The following is a 16,957-nucleotide window of genomic DNA, read 5'->3' as shown; positions in this document are numbered from 1 at the left end:
GCGTTCGCGACTCCCGCACCGAGGGCGCAGAGCCCACCGGTGATGAGGACTGTCCACAGTCCCCGCGAGACGAACTTATTCATGAGAGCACTTCTCCAAAATTTGATTGACCGAACACGACGCGGACGAACCACGCCAGAACCCATCAGCCCCGGAGCATCCACGGGGCGAGGGTTCGGTCAGTCAGGAGAAGTGTCGGTCTCGTGCACCGGCGACGAGTAAACATCCTCATCGACCGCGGTGCCCGTCAGAGCACCGAAGAGAGCCGGGAACACACCCGCACCCACCACATCAGCTCCGAAGCCCGCACCAGCCCCACCAGGGCCGGACGAACCACCCGCAGCACCCGACGTCGGGCCGGACGGCGCGGCGGGACCGCTGGGGAGAGCCGGCGTCACCGGGGCCGCGGGAGAACCCGAACCCGGAAGAGCCGCAGCCAGCGCGCCGGCAGACGCCTCAGCGGAAGCAGAAGCGGAAGACGCAGAAGGAGAAGCGCCCAGAGCGGATGCGGCAGACCCGCCGCCCGCACCCGCGAGCCCGCCGCCACCGGCGGGAAGTCCAAAGCCAGAAGGCCCGGCGACCAGAGCGCCGGGAACGGTCGCGACCGGGCCGAGAATCGGCAGAGTCGACGACTCCGCACCCGGGTCCAGCACTCCGGGAAGCCCGGGAACACTGGGAACGCCGGGAAGTCCAGGAAGCCCGGGCAGCACCGAGGTGCCACCGCCCGCCTCGACGATCGGGTCGGCGACCTCGTGCACGACGGGTGCGACGGTGCCGGACACGACATCGGAGAGCACCCCGTCGACCGCACCCGTCACCGGCACCGTGACCGACCCGACCGGAGCCGAGCCCAGCACATCCGACACCACTGGCACCTGCGCGACGACACCGTCCACAGCCCCGACCACCGGGTCGACGACGCCCGAAACCGGGCCCGCACCCACCACATCGGCGACCGCATCGGTCAACTCAGGGACGACCGCGACGACATCCGCGACCGGCTCGGACACCGGCGCGGGAAGAACCTCCACGACGGGGGTCACGACCTCCGTCACGACCGGCGTGACGACCTGGTCCGACACCCCGGACACCACGTCGCCGACCGCACCCGTGACCGGCGCGACCGCATCGCCAAGCCCCCCGACGGCCGAACCGACCGACCCGAGGAGACCGGCGACGGGCCCGGATGACGGGACCTCGTCCGCCGATGCCGAGGACGCCCCCATCAGCGCACCCGCCACGACGAACCCCGCAGCGACTCCCGCGGCACCCAGCCCGATCCGGGCCCAGCGGCGCTCGATCCATCGCGGGGCCGAGCCCGCACCCGAGGCGCCCGAGGCGCCCGACAGGCGGCCCGCCGGCGCCGAAGCCGTCTTCTCCACGATGAATCACCTCCCGGACACGAATCGCAGCAGATAGATAGCCTCAACCCCACTCCTCGACAGCTGTCACGTCAATGAGCCTGGAGATCATCCGGCGCAAGATCGGTAGTGACTACCTAGGCAACTACCTAGACGACTACCTAGTCACCCACCTGAAGCCCCGCGCCCCGGGCACGAAAAAGTGCCCGCCACCAGGGCGGGCACTTCTCGAGCAGAGCGGCTGTTACGCGATCAGGTAGTCGTGCAGGGCCTCGTCGCGCAGCATCCCGAGCGCCCGGCGCTGGATCTGACGGGCACGCTCACGGGAGACCCCGAGCACCTCGCCGATCTGGTCGAACGACATCGGGTCTTCGCCGTCGAGCCCGAACCGCATGCTCACGACGTGCGCCTCGCGAGGCGGCAGCGTCGCCAGCGCGACCGCGAGGTCGTGGTGCTGGAGGGAGGCCGCGGCCGCATCGAAGGGCTGCGCCTGCGTGGTGTCCTCGATCAGGTCGCCGAGCTCGGCGTCGTCGTCGCCGACGGGGGTGTGGATGGAGACGGTGTCGCGACCGTGGCGGATGAGCTCCTGCACCTTCTGCGGCGGCAGGTCGACGGCGGCGGCGACCTCGTCGATCGTGGCCTCGCGACCGAGCTCGATCATCAGGCGGCGCTGCATCCGCGTGATGGAGGAGATCTTCTCCGAGGTGTGCACCGGGATGCGGATGATCCGGCCGCTGTCGGCGAGGGCGCGGTTGATGGACTGCTTGATCCACCACGAGCCGTAGGTCGAGAACTTGAAGCCGGCCTGGTAGTCGAACTTCTCGACCGCGCGGACGAGCCCGATGTTGCCCTCCTGGATCAGGTCGAGGAAGGGGAGGCCTCGCTCGAGGTAGCGCTTGGCGATCGAGACGACGAGGCGGAGGTTCGCCTGGATGAGCTGGCGCTTCGCCGCCTTGCCGTCGCGGGCGAGCCACTCCAGCTCGCGACGGAGGGAGGGCTCGAGGCCCGGCTCCTCGGACAGCTTCTCGTCGGCGAGCACGCCGACCTCGATGCGGCGGCCGAGGTCGACCTCGTCCTCGGCGGTGAGGAGGGCGGTGCGGCCGATCTGGCGGAGGTAGTCCTTCACCGGATCCTCCGACGCCCCACGGATGTCTCCGAGCCGCGCCTGGGGCTCTGCGTCGTCCATCTCGGTGGTGGCCGTGACGCTGATCGTGCGGGTTGATGCTGTGGTGACTGGTGTGCGCGACATCTGCATCTCCATTCCTTCTTCGGCTCGTGCTTCTCCGCTGTCCCGGTCGTATCGGCAGGTTAGCCCCGTACACCCTGTCCCCCGAAATGGGGAAGAGGGGGGTTGACAAGCAGCCGTTCAGGGGGCTAATGGCTAGATTATCTAACAACTTGTTCACCTAGTGCATCGATTTTCGCCACCTAGAATCGAGGGGTGGAGCAGAACCAGTCGGCGGGCGAGCGCAGCACGCGCGTGGCCCGTGGCCTGATCGCAGCGGCTCTCGCGACCTTCCTCGCCGCCTTCTCGCACGTCGCCGCCGGCGGGGGAGCAGCCCCCGGGGGAGCGGGCCTCGCGATCTCGCTCGCGTTCTCGGCGATCGTCTGCGTGGTGCTCACCCGACGCGCCCTCTCGCTCCCGTTGCTCGTGCTCTCGGTCGGGCTCAGCCAGGTGGTCTTCCACCTGCTGTTCTCGGTGGGGGCGGGTGACGGCTCGGGGCTCATGATCGCGAGGCACCAGCACCACGGCGTCGCCGTCTCGACCCTCGTGCCCGACCCGCAGCAGGCCCTGGATGCGGTGGCCGCCCCGCACACGCACGATCCCTCGTCGATGTGGCTGGCCCACGTGCTGGCCGCGGTCGTCACCGTGCTGGTGCTGCGGAACGGCGAGCTCGTGCTCCGGCGTCTGCTCGCGCTCGGCCGCTCGGCGGCCGCACGGCACGACCTCCTGGGGTCGGCGGTGCGCGCCCTGGTGCGGGCGGTCTCGGGTGCGGGGGCGCTCCGCCCGGTCGCGCCGCGCATCCTCGACCGGGCAACGGGGCTCCCCGTGCCCAATCGGCTCCGCGACCTCGGCGTCGTGCTCGGAGCCCTCCGGCACCGCGGGCCGCCGCTCGGCGGGCTCACGCACCTCCCGGTCTGATCGGTCGTACGCCGGTCAGGCGTTCGTGCGTGGGCGGATGGCGCCCGGGTCGACCCCGGGCGATCGATCGACGGCGTCCTGCCGCGATCCACCACGGAAGGCTTCACCATGTCCACCTCTCTCACCCAGCGGGCCACCGCCGTCTCCGGCGCCCTCCTCGCGACGGCGGCCCTCACTCTCGTCGCACCTTTGGCCGCCAGCGCCCACGTGCACGTCGAGCCCGGGCAGGCCGCGGCCGGCAGCTACACCACCCTCACCTTCAAGGTGCCCAACGAGTCGGCGACGGCGAGCACCACCTCGGTGACCGTCGACCTGCCGACCGGCACGCCGTTCACCAGCGTCAGCTACCTCCCGGTGCCCGGCTGGACCACCACGGTCACGACGGGCACCCTGCCCAGCCCGGTCACCGTCGGCGACGCCATGATCACCGAGGCCCCGGTCTCGGTGACCTGGACGGCCGTCGACGGGGTCGGCATCTCGGCGGGGCAGTTCCAGGAGTTCCCGATCTCGGCCGGCCCGGTTCCCGCGACCGGCAGCGTCGAGCTGCCGGCGCACCAGACCTACTCGGACGGCACGGTCGTCGACTGGGCCGATGCCACCCCGGCGTCGGGGGAGGAGCCGGAGCACCCGGCGCCGACCCTCTACATCGAGGATGCTCCGCCCGCCTCGGACGACGAGCCGGCCGGCTCGAGCACGGGCGCGACCGTGAGCTCGGCGTCGGGGGCCTCGGACGGCTCCGGCGGCTCCGGCAACTCGGCCGACGCCGCGACCACCGCGGCCGACGCGTCGACCTCCGCGTCGCTCGCGGTCGGGCTCGGCATCGGCGGGTTCGCCCTCGGGGCGATCGCGCTGGTCGTCGCCGCCGTGGCGCTGCTGCGTCGGCCGGCGTCGCGCGAGGCCGGCCGATGAGGGCGGCCCGGATCGTCCGCGACCCGAGGACCAGCGCGCACCACGCCATCGGTCGCACGCCGAGCGGCGCGACCGGCCGGGGGCTCGCCCGTGGCCTCGCCGGCGCGGTCGTCGCCGTGGTCGCCGGGGCGGCTGTTCTGCTCGGCACCGCGGGTTCCGCCACCGCGCACGACTTCCTCGTGTCGACGAACCCCACCGACGGCGCCACCGTGTCGGAGGCGCTCACGACGGTCTCGCTGACCTTCAACGAGCCGCCGCTGACGCAGTCCGGCACCGCCATCGCGATCGAGGTGCACGACCCGAGCGGCGACAACGTCGCCAGCGGGCCGGTCTCGATCGTCAACAGCACGCTGAGCGTCGCGGTCGCGCCCGATGCCCAGGGCGACTACACGGTGCTCTGGCAGACGGTGTCGGCCGACGGGCACCCCGTCTCGGGCCAGTTCGGGTTCTCCTACGCCGGCCCCGCGGCCGGTGGGGACGCCGTGGGCGCGGGCGGTGCGGGCGCCGGGACGGGCTCGTCGTCGCCAGCATCGTCGCCTGGTCAGGATGCGGGCGCCGCGGCGGGTTCGGGTCAGTCGACCGGGTCGCCCACCGCGACCCCCGGCGCCGGCCAGGCCGACGGCTCCGGCTCCGCGGAGGACGCCTCCGGTTCGGGCGGCGTGCAGGTGCCCTACCTCCTCATCGGCCTCGGGGCCGCCGGCGGGGTGATCGTCATCGTGGCGATCGTGCTCGTCGTCGGGCTGCGCCGGCGCGCGAGGTAGTCTCCGAACAGGATCGATCGACCGTGACCGGAGGAGTGGGATGACCGAGGGCGACCCCGTGGATGACCACGCCTCCGGTGGCGACGACGGCCGTGCATCCGGTGACGGCGGGAGCGACCTCGGCGGCGGTCGCCGCAGCGGCAGCGACCCCGCAGCCGACCCCGCAGCCGACCGCGCAGCCGACCCCGATCGGCTGCCGCTCGACTCCGACTCGGTCGAGAGCGACCTCCCCCCGCACCTGCGCCTGCGCTACCTGGCGCTGGTGGCGGGGGGAGGCGTCGTCGGCACGGCCCTCCGGGCGGCGACCACCCTGCTCGTCGCTCCGGTGGGGCAGTTCCCGGCGGCGACCTTCGGCATCAACGTGGTCGGCGCCTTCGTGCTCGGGCTGCTGCTTCAGCTGCTCGCGCTCCGCGGGCCCGACGTCGGGGCACGACGCACCGTGCGCCTGCTCGTCGGCACGGGCGTGCTCGGCGGCTTCACCACCTACAGCGCGCTCTCGGCCGACAGCGCGACACTGCTCAGCGACGGCGGCGCCGGCATCGGGGTCGCCCTTCTCTACGGCGCCGCGACCGTGGTGGTCGGCGGGCTCGCCAGCTGGCTCGGCATCGCGCTGGGCACCCGCTTCGGTCGCCCGGAGGCCGGCCGATGACCCCGCTGCTGTTCGTCGCCCTGTCGCTGGCTGGGGGTCTCGGGGCCGCGACCCGCTTTTTGATCGACGGCGTGGTCAAGGCGCGCATCCGCTCGACCTACCCGATCGGGGTCACGGTGATCAACGTCACCGGGTCGTTCCTGCTCGGGCTGCTGACCGGCCTCGCGCTCGCCCAGGTCGTCTCGCACGAGTGGCTGCTCGTGCTGGGCACCGGCTTCCTCGGCGGCTACACGACCTTCAGCACGGCCAGCTTCGAGACCGTCAGGCTGCTGCAGACCGGGCGGATCGGCGCGGGCCTGGCCAACGGCCTCGGGATGCTCGTGGCGAGCGTCGCGGTCGCCGGCCTGGGTCTGTGGCTGGGGTCGCTGGCCTGATCGGCACAGCGTGATCGGCTCAGCGTCATCGGCTAAGCGCCGGGCACACCGCCCGCGCTGCGCCGTTCACGCGACCGGATCAGCCGCCCGGCTTAGCGCCGGGCGCTCCGCACGGGGATCATCAGCAGCAGCCCCGCCAGCAGCACGAGCGCGATGCCCAGGATGCCCCAGTACTGCACGTTCGCGTCCGGCCCGGCGATGGCCGCGCCGACGCCGATGAACAGCGTGAACATCAGGGGCGACAGGAAGGTCGCCGCCTTGCCGGTCGTGGCGTAGAGCCCGAAGATCTCGCCGTCGCGGCCCTCGGGGATGCGCCGGGCCAGGAACGAGCGGCTCGCCGACTGCGCCGGGCCGACGAAGGCGCAGAGCGCGAGCCCGAAGGTCCAGAAGACAGTCTGGCCGCCGTCGTGCAGTACGAAGACGAACGCCGCGCAGACCAGCAGCCCGACCAGCGAGACGATGATCACCGGCTTCGCGCCGAACCGGTCGTCGAGCAGGCCCACCAGGATGGTCGAGGCGCCCGCGACGATGTTCGCCGCGATCGCGAAGATGATGACCTGGCCCGAGGTGAACCCGAACGACCCGGCCGCGAGCACGCCGCCGAAGGTGAAGACGCCGGTCAGGCCGTCGCGGAAGACGGCGCTGGCGATCAGGAAGTAGACGGTCTGCCGGCTCTCGCGGAACAGGGTGCGGATGTCGCGGAGGAGCACGCCATACGAGGCGAAGAACCCGATCCGCTTGGCCGGCACGACCCCGGCCGCACCCCGGCCCTCCTGCTCGGCGAGCGACCCGGCCGCCTTGGATGATCGGTACTCGGGCACCGAGAGCAGCACCGGCAGGGCGAACAACCCGAACCAGATCGCCGAGACCAGCACCGTGACCCGGATCGGGAGACCGTCGGTCGCCGGCACCCCGAACAGCGCGGTGCCGCCGATCGGCTCGATGAACCCGAAGTAGACGATGAGCAGCAGCACGATGCCGCCGACGTAGCCCATGCCCCAGCCGAAGCCGGAGACCTTGCCGATCGTCTTCGGCGTCGAGACCTGCCAGATCATGGCGTTGTAGTTGACGCTGGCGAACTCGAAGAAGATCGTGCCGGCGGCCAGCAGGAAGAGGCCGAGCCAGAGGTACCCGGGGTCGGGGGCGACGAAGAACATCGCCGCCGAGAGCAGCACCACGATGTAGGTGTTCACGGCGAGCCAGAACTTGCGGCGACCGCCCCGGTCGGAGCGCTGGCCGGTGACGGGGGCGAGCAGGGCGACCAGGATGCCCGCGATCGTCATGGCGATGCCGAGCTGGGCCGACACGGCCGTCTCGTCGCCGAACGAGTCGCTCGTGAGGTAGACCGTGAAGACGAAGGTGGTGATGACGGCGTTGAAGGATGCCGAGCCCCAGTCCCACAGACCCCAGGCGACCACGTGTCGACGTCTCGGGTCGACCGCGCCCGAGCGCTCGTCGACGGCGGCCAGGGCGCCGGTCGTCGCGAAGGCCGGCGCGGGGAGGCCGGCGGAGGCGGGTGCGGCGGAGGGGGGTGCCGCGGAGGGGTCGCGGGGCGAGGTGCCGTCGGTCATGCAGTCACAGTAACCGCAGGCGGTGAACAACGGGGTGCGCCACGGGGCCCGGGTGCGGATGCCGGTGAAGGCGTCATAGGAAACCCATAGTCCGCGCCCAGCGCGCCCTTGACCGGGGCGGCTGAGATGGAGACATCACCCCAGAGCTCCCCGTCTCCGGACGGCCCCGTACAGAGGATCCCGCATGACCGACGAACAGAACACCCAGCCGCAGTCCCCGACTTCCCAGCCGCAGGCCCCGACTCCGGCGCCGCAGGCCCCGACTCCGGCGCCGCCGTGGGCGCTCGCCCCCGAAACGCAGCAGTGGGCCGCGCCCCACCAGCAGCCCTGGCTCATCACCACGGCCCCGCCCCGCCGCCGCCGAGCGCGGGTCGCGCTGATCGCCGGCGTCGCCGCCGCCGGGCTGTTCGCCCTGGCCGGGGTCGGCGGCGGCGCGTTCGCGCTCGGTCAGTCGATGACGCAGCCCACCGCATCCGGAACCAGCGCGATCGCGGAGCCCGCCCTGGGCTCCACCGGCACGCTGCCCTACGGTTCTGGCTCGGGCGCGTCGGGCTCGGGCTCGACCGGCTCGGGCTCGTCGGGTTACGGGTACGGCTACCGCTACCCGGGATCCGGCACCGGGAGCTCCGGCTCCGGCGGCTCGGGCACCTCGGGGTCGACCAGCCCCGCCGTCGCCGCCACCCAGGCGCAGACCGCCGGCGTCGTGACCATCGTCTCCGAGCTCACCTACCAGGGCGCCGAGTCGGCCGGGACCGGCATCGTCCTCACCGCTGACGGTCTCATCCTCACCAACAACCACGTCGTGGAGGGCTCGACCAGCATCAGCGTCACCGACGAGCTCACCGGCCGCGCCTACGACGCCACCGTCGTCGGCACCGACGCCACGCACGACGTCGCCGTGCTGAAGCTCTCCGGCGCCTCCGACCTCACCACCGCCTCGCTCGCGACGAGCGACGCCACCGCGGTCGGCGACGCCGTCACGGCCGTCGGCAACGCGGAGGGCACCGGGAACCTGGTCGCCGCATCCGGAACCGTCACCGCCCTCGAGCAGACCATCACCACCCAGAGCGAGACCGGGGCGGCCGGGGAGACCCTGAACGGGCTGATCCAGGTCGACGCCCAGATCGTCTCCGGCGACTCGGGCGGCCCGCTGCTCGACTCCGCCGGCCGGGTCGTCGGCATCGACACCGCGGCCTCGTCGGGCAGCGCCACGGTGACGGGCTTCGCCATCCCGATCACGGATGCGCTCGGCATCGTCACGCAGATCGATAAGGGTGTCGACACCGCCGACATCGAGATCGGCTACCCCGGCTTCCTCGGCGTCGAGGTCGCGCAGGGCGCCCAGGGCTCAGGGGCCCTGATCGCCGGTGTGATCCAGAAGACCCCGGCGGCGGATGCGGGACTCGCGGCCGGCGACACGGTCACCAGCGTGAACGGCACGGCCGTCTCCTCCGGCAGCACGCTCTCGAGCCTGCTGGCCGACAGGGAGCCGGGCGAGCAGGTGGCGCTGACCTGGACGACCGCGGCGGGATCCTCCGCCTCGGCCACCGTGGTGCTGATGGCCGGCCCGGCCGCCTGACCGGCTGCCCGGACCGCCGCCTGACCGGCTGCGAGGAATAATGAACGCTTCCTGAGAGTTGAGCCATACAGACTCAAGTTTTGCGACTCGAACTTGACGCCCCGGGGGCGGCATGGAAAACTTGATCTCACAAGGCTCAAGTCTTGGAAGACTTTCACCGTACTCGGCAGGACAACAGAAGGAGACCAGCCACTATGGCTCGTGCAGTAGGTATCGACCTCGGAACCACCAACTCGGTGGTCGCCGTGCTCGAAGGTGGAGAACCCACCGTCATCGCGAACGCGGAGGGATTCCGCACCACACCGTCCGTGGTCGCATTCACGAAGGACGGGGAGGTCCTCGTCGGAGAGACCGCCAAGCGTCAGGCCGTCACCAACGTCGACCGCACCATCTCCAGCGTCAAGCGCCACATCGGCACGAACTGGACCGCCGACATCGACGGCAAGAAGTACACCCCTCAGGAGATCTCGGCGCGCATCCTCGCGAAGCTGAAGCGCGACGCGGAGAGCTACCTCGGCGACACGGTCACCGACGCCGTCATCACCGTGCCGGCCTACTTCAACGACTCCGAGCGCCAGGCCACCAAGGAGGCCGGTGAGATCGCGGGCCTCAACGTGCTCCGCATCATCAACGAGCCCACCGCGGCCGCTCTGGCCTACGGCCTCGACAAGGGCAAGGAGGACGAGCTCATCCTCGTCTTCGACCTCGGTGGCGGTACCTTCGACGTCTCCCTGCTCGAGGTGGGCAAGGACGACGACTTCAGCACCATCCAGGTGCGCTCGACCTCCGGTGACAACCGCCTCGGTGGAGACGACTGGGACCAGCGGGTCGTCGACTACCTGATCAAGAACTTCAAGGACACGACCGGCGTCGACGTCTCGAAGGACAAGATCGCCCTCCAGCGCCTCAAGGAGGCCGCCGAGCAGGCCAAGAAGGAGCTCTCCTCCGGCATGTCGGCCAGCATCACGCTGCCCTACCTCTCGCTGACCGAGAACGGCCCCGCGAACCTCGACGTGACGCTGACCCGCGCCAAGTTCGAGGAGCTGACCAGCGACCTGCTGGCCCGCACCGAGAAGCCCTTCAAGGACGTCATCGCCGAGGCCGGCGTCTCGGTCAACGACATCGCCCACGTGGTCCTCGTCGGTGGATCGACGCGTATGCCCGCCGTGGTCGAGCTCGTCAAGAAGCTCACCGGCGGCAAGGAGCCCAACAAGGGCGTGAACCCGGACGAGGTCGTCGCCGTCGGCGCCGCCCTGCAGGCCGGTGTGCTGCGCGGCGAGCGCAAGGACGTGCTGCTCATCGACGTCACCCCGCTGTCTCTCGGTATCGAGACCAAGGGCGGCATCATGACCAAGCTGATCGAGCGCAACACGGCCATCCCGACCAAGCGTTCGGAGACCTTCACCACGGCCGACGACAACCAGCCCTCCGTGGCGATCCAGGTGTTCCAGGGCGAGCGCGAGTTCACCCGCGACAACAAGAACCTGGGCACCTTCGAGCTCACCGGCATCGCGCCGGCGCCCCGCGGCATCCCGCAGGTCGAGGTCACCTTCGACATCGACGCCAACGGCATCGTGCACGTGTCGGCGAAAGACAAGGGAACCGGCAAGGAGCAGTCGATGACCATCACCGGCGGCTCGTCGCTGCCCAAGGAGGACATCGAGCGCATGGTGCGCGAGGCCGAGGAGCACGCCGCAGAGGACAAGGCGCGCCGCGAGGCCGCCGAGGTGCGCAACCAGGCCGAGACGCTCGCGTACTCGACCGACAAGCTCATCAAGGAGAACAGCGACAAGCTGCCGGACGACGTCAAGACCGACGTGCAGGCGGATGTCGACGCGCTGAAGTCCGCCCTCGCGGGTGAGGACGACGCGGCGGTGAAGACCGCGTTCGACAAGCTGAACGAGAGCCAGCAGAAGCTGGGGCAGGCCATCTATGCTTCTGCCCAGGCCGATGCCTCGGCTCCCGCCGGCGACCAGGGCGAGCCCACCGAGTCGACCTCCAACCCCGAGGACGACGTGGTGGACGCCGAGGTCGTCGAAGACGAAGACGAGCCGAAGGACAAGTAATCCATGACTGACGACAACATCGACGGTCGTCAGCCTGCTGACGAGTCGGGGGCCTCCGAGGAGACCTCCGACTCGCAGTTCATTCAGGCTGAAGGACCAGATGTCGAGACCTCGCTGAGCGACGCCGACCTCTCGTTCCTCTCGGGCCAGACCTCGGCCGACGAGCTCGCCGCCGAGCGGCTCGCCGACCTGCAGCGGGTGACGGCGGAGTACGCCAACTACCGCAAGCGCACCGAGGCGAACCGCGAGATCGAGCGCGACCGCGCGGTCGGCGACGTCGTGAAGGTGCTGCTGCCCGTTCTCGACGACCTCGACCGTGCCGCCAAGCACGGCGACCTCGCCGAGGGCGGCCCGTTCACCGCGATCGCGGCGAAGCTGCGTTCGGGCGTGGAGCGGGTGGGCCTCAAGCCCTTCGGCGCGGCCGGCGAGGAGTTCGACCCTCAGATCCATGAGGCGATCTTCCAGCAGCCCAGCGACGAGGTGACCACGCCGACGATCGCCGACGTCGTCGAATCCGGGTACCACCTGGGTTCAACGCTGCTACGCGCCGCCAAGGTCGTAGTGGCGGTGCCCAATGGCTAGCCAGGACTGGTTCGACAAAGACTTCTACAAGGTGCTCGGGGTGTCGAAGGACATCTCGGAGGCCGACCTCAAGAAGGCCTATCGCAAACTGGCGCGGCAGTACCACCCGGATTCGAACCAGGGCGACGCGAAAGCGGAGGCCCGGTTCAAGGAGATCAGCGAGGCCTACTCGGTGCTCTCCGACCCGGAGCAGCGCAAGGAGTACGACCAGATCCGCGCCATGGGCTCCGGCGCCCGCTTCACGGCGGGCGGCGGCGGCCAGGGCGGCGGCTTCGAAGACGTCTTCGGCGGCATGTTCGGCGGGGGCGGCGGCGGTGCCCGCGGGCAGAGCTACAGCTACCAGCAGGCGCCCGGCGGCTTCGACGACATCCTCGGCGGGATGTTCGGTCGAGGCGGCGGGCGCGCGGGCTTCGGCGGGGCCTACGGGCCGACCCGGGGCCGCGACGTCACGGCGCGCACCACGATCGACTTCATCACCGCGGTCAAGGGCGACACCATCAAGCTGCAGACGGCCGACGGCAAGCCGATCACGGTGAAGATCCCGGCCGGTGTGGCCGACCAGCAGAAGATCAAGCTGCGCGGCAAGGGCGAGCCCTCGCCCGACGGCGGCGAGGCGGGCGACATCGTGCTCACCGTCTCGGTGCGCAAGCATCCGGTCTTCGAGCGCGACGGGCTCAACCTCCGCGTGAACGTGCCGGTCACCTTCGTCGAGGCCACCCTGGGTGCCACCATCGAGGTGCCCACCCTGGGCGGCTCCCCGGTGAAGCTCAAGGTCGCGGCAGGCACCCCCTCGGGGCGCGTGCTGCGGGTCAAGGGCCGGGGTGTCGAGTCCTCCAAGGGCAAGGGCGACCTGCTCGCCGTCGTACAGGTGGCGGTGCCCTCGCACCTGACCGCCGAGCAGCGCGAGGCCCTCGAGGCGTTCCACTCCGTCGAGCCCGGCGACAACCCCCGGGCAGAACTGCTCGCCAAGGCGCGCGAGTGACGGATCCCCCCGCCCCCACCGGGCGGGGGTTCCGTCGTTCCCGTCGAACGACCTGACACGCCGAAGGAGAGGATGACGATGGCCGAGCTGGATGAACGGTCTCCGTTGTTCGCGATCGCCGTCGCCGCCGAGCTGGCCGGCATGCATCCTCAGACCCTGCGGCAGTACGACCGGCTGGGGCTGGTGAGCCCGACCCGCACGGCGGGCAAGTCGCGCCGCTACTCGATGCGCGACGTCGTGCAGCTGCGCGAGATCTCGCGGCTGTCGTCCGAGGGGGTCTCCCTCGAGGGCATCGCGCGCATCCTGCAGCTGGAGGATCAGGTCTCCGAACTCTCGGCCCGCGTGCGCGAGCTCGAGACGGCGCTCGCCGAAGAGGTGCTGAACCGGCCGGGCCGCCGGGTCTTCGCGGCCGGGGTCGAGGGTGAGGTCATCTCGCTCAAGCACGGCACACGCACCCAAAGGCGCACCGAGCTCGTGATCTGGCAGCCGCGGCGCGACGACTGAGGCCGCCGATCCGTCGTTCTTGACACCATCCGCACCGGGGGCGATCCTGGGGCGGTGACGAATTCTCAGAAACCGGGCGGCGGCGGCGCTCTCGCCGGCCTCTGCGTCGGTGCAGCCGTCGTGCTCGGCGCTCCGCTGCTCGGGTGGTACGTCGTGCTCGGCTACACCTGGGGCGACCTGGGCGTGATGATGGTCGCCGTGGTCGGCGCCCTGCTGCTGGCGGCCGGCTGGGCGGGGGCGTTCGCCGTGCTGCGCCGTCGGGGTGCACCACGGCCGCAGCTCGTGGCGTGGCTCTGCCTCGCGGCGACCGTGCTGGTCTCCGCGGTCTCCTCGCTCGTCATCGGCGTCGTGGCCGGCGTGATCGGGGTGCTGACGGTCGCCTTCCTCTGGACGGGCGACTACGTCGGGCCACTGGCCACGATCTCGGCGATCGCCGTGGCGGTGCTGACGCTGCCCGTGGCGATCTCCTCGGGGATCATCTTCACCGCGGCCTTCGCGGATCGGCCCCGGCGCTCATCGCCCACCGCACCGACGGCCCCGGAGATCCGCGTCTAGCCGAGCGCGTACGGTTGAGGGGTGACCGAGTTCTCCTTCGACGCCCTCCGGCGTCACCCCGACGTCGAGGCCGAGAACCTCTTCGCCGTCGACGCCGCCGACCGCCTGCTGCTCGACGAGGCGTCCGCGGCCCTCGAGGCCACCGTCGATCGGCCCGGCACGGTCGTCGTGATCGGCGATGCCTATGGGGCGTTGACCCTCGGAGCCGCCGGGGTGCTCGGGCTCGAGGGCATCCGGGTGCATCAGGACTCGCTCTCGGGGGAGCTCGCGCTGGCGCAGAACGCGCGCCGTGTCTCGGAGCTCGACCTCAGCCACCGCTTCCGCTCCCTGCCGCTCGGCCGCGAGCTGCTCGAGGGCGCGACCGTGGTGCTGCTGCGCCTGCCGCGCGGTCTCGGCGAGCTCGACGACATCGCCCGGGCGATCGCGGCCTGGGCCGACCCCGCCGTCGAGGTCTACGCCGGCGGGCGGATCAAGCACATGTCGACCGCGATGAACGAGGTGCTCGAGAGCGCCTTCGGCAGCGTCACGGCGACCCTGGCCCGGCAGAAGTCACGGGTGCTGATCGCGCGCGAGCGACGCGAGGGGGTGGGCGAGGCGCTCCACCACCGCGAGTTCCACGACGACCTCGACCTGTGGGTCACGGCGACGGGCGGCGCCTTCGCAGGCACCAAGATCGACATCGGCACCCGATTCCTGCTGCCCCACCTCGACGCGATGAAGCCGGATGCACGGGGCGGGTCCGATCTCGCGATCGACCTCGGCAGCGGCACGGGTGTGCTCGCGGCGGCGCTCGCCCGCTCGCGTCCCGAGCTGCGAGTGGTCGCGACCGATCAGTCCGCAGCCGCCGTGGCGTCGACCCGCGAGACGCTCGCGGCCAACGGCATCACGGGGGTCGAGGTCGTCCGCGACGACGCGCTCTCCGGGTTCGACGACGACTCCGCCGACCTGATCGTGCTCAACCCGCCGTTCCACATGGGGTCGACGATGCACGCAGGGATCGCCCTCAAGCTCTTCGAGGCGGCCGGCCGGGTGCTCGCGCCGGGGGGCGAGCTCTGGACGGTGTTCAACTCGCACCTGTCGTACCGGGCCGCGCTGCAGCGGGCCGTGGGGCCGACGCGTCAGGTCGATCGCAACGCCAAGTTCACCGTGATGGTGTCGACGAAGCGCTGAGGGCTCGAGTCAGGCGTCGGCCCGCGCCGAGGCCTCGGGTCTGTCGTCGGCCTGTGGCCGAGGGCTCGGGTCAGGAGGGCTCGACGCGGCTGAGCGGCGCGGCGAGCACCAGGCCGCTGGCCGTGAAGCGGCGACGCGAGGCGTACTCGGCGGCGATCAGGATCGAGGTCGCCCCGATGATCGCGAGACCGATCACGCTGACCGGGATCATGGTGTCGATCTGGATGCGCGGGATGAGGTCGAGCGGCTCGGCCAGCCCGATCAGCATGAAGAACACGGTGGCGTAGACGACCGTGCGGATCTGCCAGCGGCGCTTCACGCCCGCGATCGCGATGAAGGTGATCATCCACAGCCCGTACCAGGGGTGGATGACCGGCGAGAGCAGCACGATGCCCGCGAAGGCCCCGACCAGGAGCCACAGCGGATCGGCCTGACGGCGCTTGATCATCAGGTAGGTCGTGAAGGTGGCGCCCACACCGAGCAGCGCGAGCTTCACCACGGTCTGCGTGAGACCGCCGTCCAGGCCCACGAGGTTGAACAACCCGCCGATGCTGATGCCGAGGATGTTCGCGGGGGCGTACCAGGACGAGATGGCGGTCGGCGTCGAGAGCGCGCCGATCCAGCCGAAGCCGACGCCGATGCCCCAGCCCATCAGGGCCAGTGTGCCGACCGAGATGCCGGTGACGGCGAGCCAGCGGCGGATGACCGCACCCCAGCCCGCGGCCTGGCCGGCCCAGATCAGACCGATGATCGGCAGGGCGACCAGGGCGATGGGCTTCACGCCGATCGCGATGGTGACGAAGAGGGTGCCGAGGATCGGGCGATCCTTCAGGGCGTAGTAGACGCCGCCGACGATGAAGCCGAGCATCAGCGAGTCGTTGTGACCGGCGATCACGAAGTTCATCAGCACGAGGGGGCTGGCCGCGACGATCCAGAGCACACCGGCCTCGTTCAGGCCGCGGTGCTTGGCGATCCGCCAGGCGTAGTAGGCGAGCATCGCAAGCCCGGCGACCGCCAGCAGGCGGAACAGGAAGATGGTGACCTCGGTGGGCATCGCGTGCGTCGCCATCATGGCGACCTTCTCGAGCCAGACGAAGACGGGGCCGTAGGGGGTCTGCGAGTCGGCCCAGGTCGGGTCGACGCCGATCTCGTACCAGCCGGGGATGTCGGCCATTCCGGTCGAGTACGGGTTGAGACCGGCGACCATCAGGCGGCCCTGGCCGACGTAGGCGAACATGTCGCGGCTGAACATCGGGAGGGTCAGGATGAGGGGGAGGCCCCAGGCCAGTGCGGAGGTGACCACCTGCGAGAGCAGGGTGCTCGACCGGCGGGCCGCAGCATCCGGATCACGACGGGCGGAGCGCGCGGTGGCGAGGATCGAGAGGCCGAGCGAGATCCACGCGAGCAGGAGCAACAGGGCGCCGACGACGACGAGGATCGCGCACACGGAGGCGGCGAAGCGGGAGTTCCGGAGCAGCGAGAAGAACAGCCAGTCCCTCAGGATCGAGCCCGGGCCCAGCCAGCCGACGCCGAGGGAGCCCACGACGATGAGGAGGGAGCCGGCGATCCCGAGCAGCAAACGGATGCGCGGAGGAAAGACAGGCACACCCCACTCTTACCATGATCAGTTGGGCATCGGCCTGGATAGGTTGCCAGTGGTACCAAATCGTCACCTCTGGTAAACTTGAGTCAGGTCAACTCAAGTTTGTCATCGGACCCCTCGAGGGGCCGATGCGGCGGACCGCGAATTT

Annotated in this window: 16 protein-coding genes; 12 read left to right on the top strand and 4 right to left on the bottom strand. The window is 70.8% G+C overall.

From position 1 onward, the window contains the following. Positions 1 to 179: 179 nt before the first annotated feature. Together AC59HU_RS07970 and AC59HU_RS07965 are read right to left on the bottom strand one after the other, a co-directional pair. A complete protein-coding gene (locus AC59HU_RS07970; protein ID WP_497222848.1) occupies positions 180 to 1,382 on the bottom strand; it encodes a hypothetical protein in 1,203 nt (400 codons plus the stop codon). A gap of 223 nt (positions 1,383 to 1,605) precedes the next feature. After that, positions 1,606 to 2,610: a sigma-70 family RNA polymerase sigma factor gene (locus AC59HU_RS07965; protein ID WP_497222847.1), complete on the bottom strand. Its 1,005-nt coding sequence runs from the start codon at positions 2,608 to 2,610 to the stop codon at positions 1,606 to 1,608. A 192-nt stretch (positions 2,611 to 2,802) separates the two neighbouring features. Between AC59HU_RS07965 and AC59HU_RS07960 the strand changes: the two genes are divergently transcribed. The 5 genes from AC59HU_RS07960 (at position 2,803) to crcB (ending at position 6,197) form a co-directional block, all read left to right on the top strand. After that, positions 2,803 to 3,504 (top strand): hypothetical protein, encoded by a 702-nt coding sequence (locus AC59HU_RS07960; RefSeq protein WP_497222846.1) that lies wholly within the window; start codon positions 2,803 to 2,805, stop codon positions 3,502 to 3,504. 108 nt (positions 3,505 to 3,612) lie between these two features. Then, positions 3,613 to 4,413: a YcnI family copper-binding membrane protein gene (locus AC59HU_RS07955; RefSeq protein WP_497222845.1), complete on the top strand. Its 801-nt coding sequence runs from the start codon at positions 3,613 to 3,615 to the stop codon at positions 4,411 to 4,413. After that, positions 4,410 to 5,174, top strand: a complete 765-nt coding sequence (locus AC59HU_RS07950) for a copper resistance CopC family protein (RefSeq protein WP_497222844.1) — start codon at positions 4,410 to 4,412, stop codon at positions 5,172 to 5,174. The genes AC59HU_RS07955 and AC59HU_RS07950 overlap by 4 nt, the downstream gene beginning before the upstream one ends. 40 nt (positions 5,175 to 5,214) lie before the next feature. Then, on the top strand, positions 5,215 to 5,823 hold the full coding sequence (locus AC59HU_RS07945; RefSeq protein WP_497222843.1) for a fluoride efflux transporter FluC: 609 nt from the start codon (positions 5,215 to 5,217) through the stop codon (positions 5,821 to 5,823). Then, positions 5,820 to 6,197: a fluoride efflux transporter CrcB gene (crcB, locus tag AC59HU_RS07940; protein WP_497222842.1), complete on the top strand. Its 378-nt coding sequence runs from the start codon at positions 5,820 to 5,822 to the stop codon at positions 6,195 to 6,197. The genes AC59HU_RS07945 and crcB overlap by 4 nt, the downstream gene beginning before the upstream one ends. A 92-nt stretch (positions 6,198 to 6,289) precedes the next feature. On the opposite strand, the gene AC59HU_RS07935 is transcribed toward crcB, so the two are convergent. Beyond that, positions 6,290 to 7,768: an MFS transporter gene (locus AC59HU_RS07935; RefSeq protein WP_497222841.1), complete on the bottom strand. Its 1,479-nt coding sequence runs from the start codon at positions 7,766 to 7,768 to the stop codon at positions 6,290 to 6,292. Positions 7,769 to 7,952: 184 nt separating this feature from the next. Between AC59HU_RS07935 and AC59HU_RS07930 the strand changes: the two genes are divergently transcribed. From AC59HU_RS07930 to AC59HU_RS07900, 7 genes are all read left to right on the top strand, one after another. Next, a complete protein-coding gene (locus AC59HU_RS07930; RefSeq protein WP_497222840.1) occupies positions 7,953 to 9,347 on the top strand; it encodes a S1C family serine protease in 1,395 nt (464 codons plus the stop codon). Between the two features lie 194 nt (positions 9,348 to 9,541). Further along, positions 9,542 to 11,413, top strand: a complete 1,872-nt coding sequence (gene dnaK / locus AC59HU_RS07925) for a molecular chaperone DnaK (protein ID WP_497222839.1) — start codon at positions 9,542 to 9,544, stop codon at positions 11,411 to 11,413. A 3-nt stretch (positions 11,414 to 11,416) separates the two neighbouring features. Continuing rightward, on the top strand, positions 11,417 to 11,995 hold the full coding sequence (locus tag AC59HU_RS07920; protein WP_497222838.1) for a nucleotide exchange factor GrpE: 579 nt from the start codon (positions 11,417 to 11,419) through the stop codon (positions 11,993 to 11,995). Then, complete coding sequence (locus AC59HU_RS07915; protein ID WP_497222837.1) at positions 11,988 to 12,977, top strand: DnaJ C-terminal domain-containing protein; 990 nt, start codon at positions 11,988 to 11,990, stop codon at positions 12,975 to 12,977. The genes AC59HU_RS07920 and AC59HU_RS07915 overlap by 8 nt, the downstream gene beginning before the upstream one ends. Positions 12,978 to 13,049: 72 nt before the next feature. Beyond that, on the top strand, positions 13,050 to 13,481 hold the full coding sequence (locus AC59HU_RS07910) for a heat shock protein transcriptional repressor HspR (RefSeq protein ID WP_497222836.1): 432 nt from the start codon (positions 13,050 to 13,052) through the stop codon (positions 13,479 to 13,481). 54 nt (positions 13,482 to 13,535) lie between these two features. After that, positions 13,536 to 14,036 (top strand): hypothetical protein, encoded by a 501-nt coding sequence (locus AC59HU_RS07905; RefSeq protein ID WP_497222835.1) that lies wholly within the window; start codon positions 13,536 to 13,538, stop codon positions 14,034 to 14,036. Between the two features lie 21 nt (positions 14,037 to 14,057). Next, on the top strand, positions 14,058 to 15,206 hold the full coding sequence (locus AC59HU_RS07900; protein ID WP_497222834.1) for a class I SAM-dependent methyltransferase: 1,149 nt from the start codon (positions 14,058 to 14,060) through the stop codon (positions 15,204 to 15,206). A gap of 70 nt (positions 15,207 to 15,276) precedes the next feature. Here AC59HU_RS07900 and mptB read toward each other — a convergent pair whose 3' ends face one another. Next, entirely contained in the window at positions 15,277 to 16,812 is a 1,536-nt protein-coding gene (gene mptB, locus AC59HU_RS07895) for a polyprenol phosphomannose-dependent alpha 1,6 mannosyltransferase MptB (RefSeq protein ID WP_497222833.1), read from the bottom strand. Positions 16,813 to 16,957 lie beyond the last annotated feature (145 nt).

This window comes from Herbiconiux sp. 320_LB, assembly GCF_059691755.1.
This window is presented reverse-complemented; position numbering and strand designations above follow the sequence as displayed.

What these genes read in the sequence shown, in the direction of transcription:
- AC59HU_RS07965 (WP_497222847.1), bottom strand. Translation starts at nt 2,610, where the DNA reads ATGTCGCGCACACCAGTCACCACAGCATCAACCCGCACGATCAGCGTC.
- AC59HU_RS07915 (WP_497222837.1), top strand. Translation starts at nt 11,988, where the DNA reads ATGGCTAGCCAGGACTGGTTCGACAAAGACTTCTACAAGGTGCTCGGG.
- dnaK (WP_497222839.1), top strand. Translation starts at nt 9,542, where the DNA reads ATGGCTCGTGCAGTAGGTATCGACCTCGGAACCACCAACTCGGTGGTC.
- AC59HU_RS07945 (WP_497222843.1), top strand. Translation starts at nt 5,215, where the DNA reads ATGACCGAGGGCGACCCCGTGGATGACCACGCCTCCGGTGGCGACGAC.
- AC59HU_RS07955 (WP_497222845.1), top strand. Translation starts at nt 3,613, where the DNA reads ATGTCCACCTCTCTCACCCAGCGGGCCACCGCCGTCTCCGGCGCCCTC.
- AC59HU_RS07935 (WP_497222841.1), bottom strand. Translation starts at nt 7,768, where the DNA reads ATGACCGACGGCACCTCGCCCCGCGACCCCTCCGCGGCACCCCCCTCC.
- AC59HU_RS07920 (WP_497222838.1), top strand. Translation starts at nt 11,417, where the DNA reads ATGACTGACGACAACATCGACGGTCGTCAGCCTGCTGACGAGTCGGGG.
- AC59HU_RS07930 (WP_497222840.1), top strand. Translation starts at nt 7,953, where the DNA reads ATGACCGACGAACAGAACACCCAGCCGCAGTCCCCGACTTCCCAGCCG.
- crcB (WP_497222842.1), top strand. Translation starts at nt 5,820, where the DNA reads ATGACCCCGCTGCTGTTCGTCGCCCTGTCGCTGGCTGGGGGTCTCGGG.
- AC59HU_RS07950 (WP_497222844.1), top strand. Translation starts at nt 4,410, where the DNA reads ATGAGGGCGGCCCGGATCGTCCGCGACCCGAGGACCAGCGCGCACCAC.
- AC59HU_RS07910 (WP_497222836.1), top strand. Translation starts at nt 13,050, where the DNA reads ATGACGATGGCCGAGCTGGATGAACGGTCTCCGTTGTTCGCGATCGCC.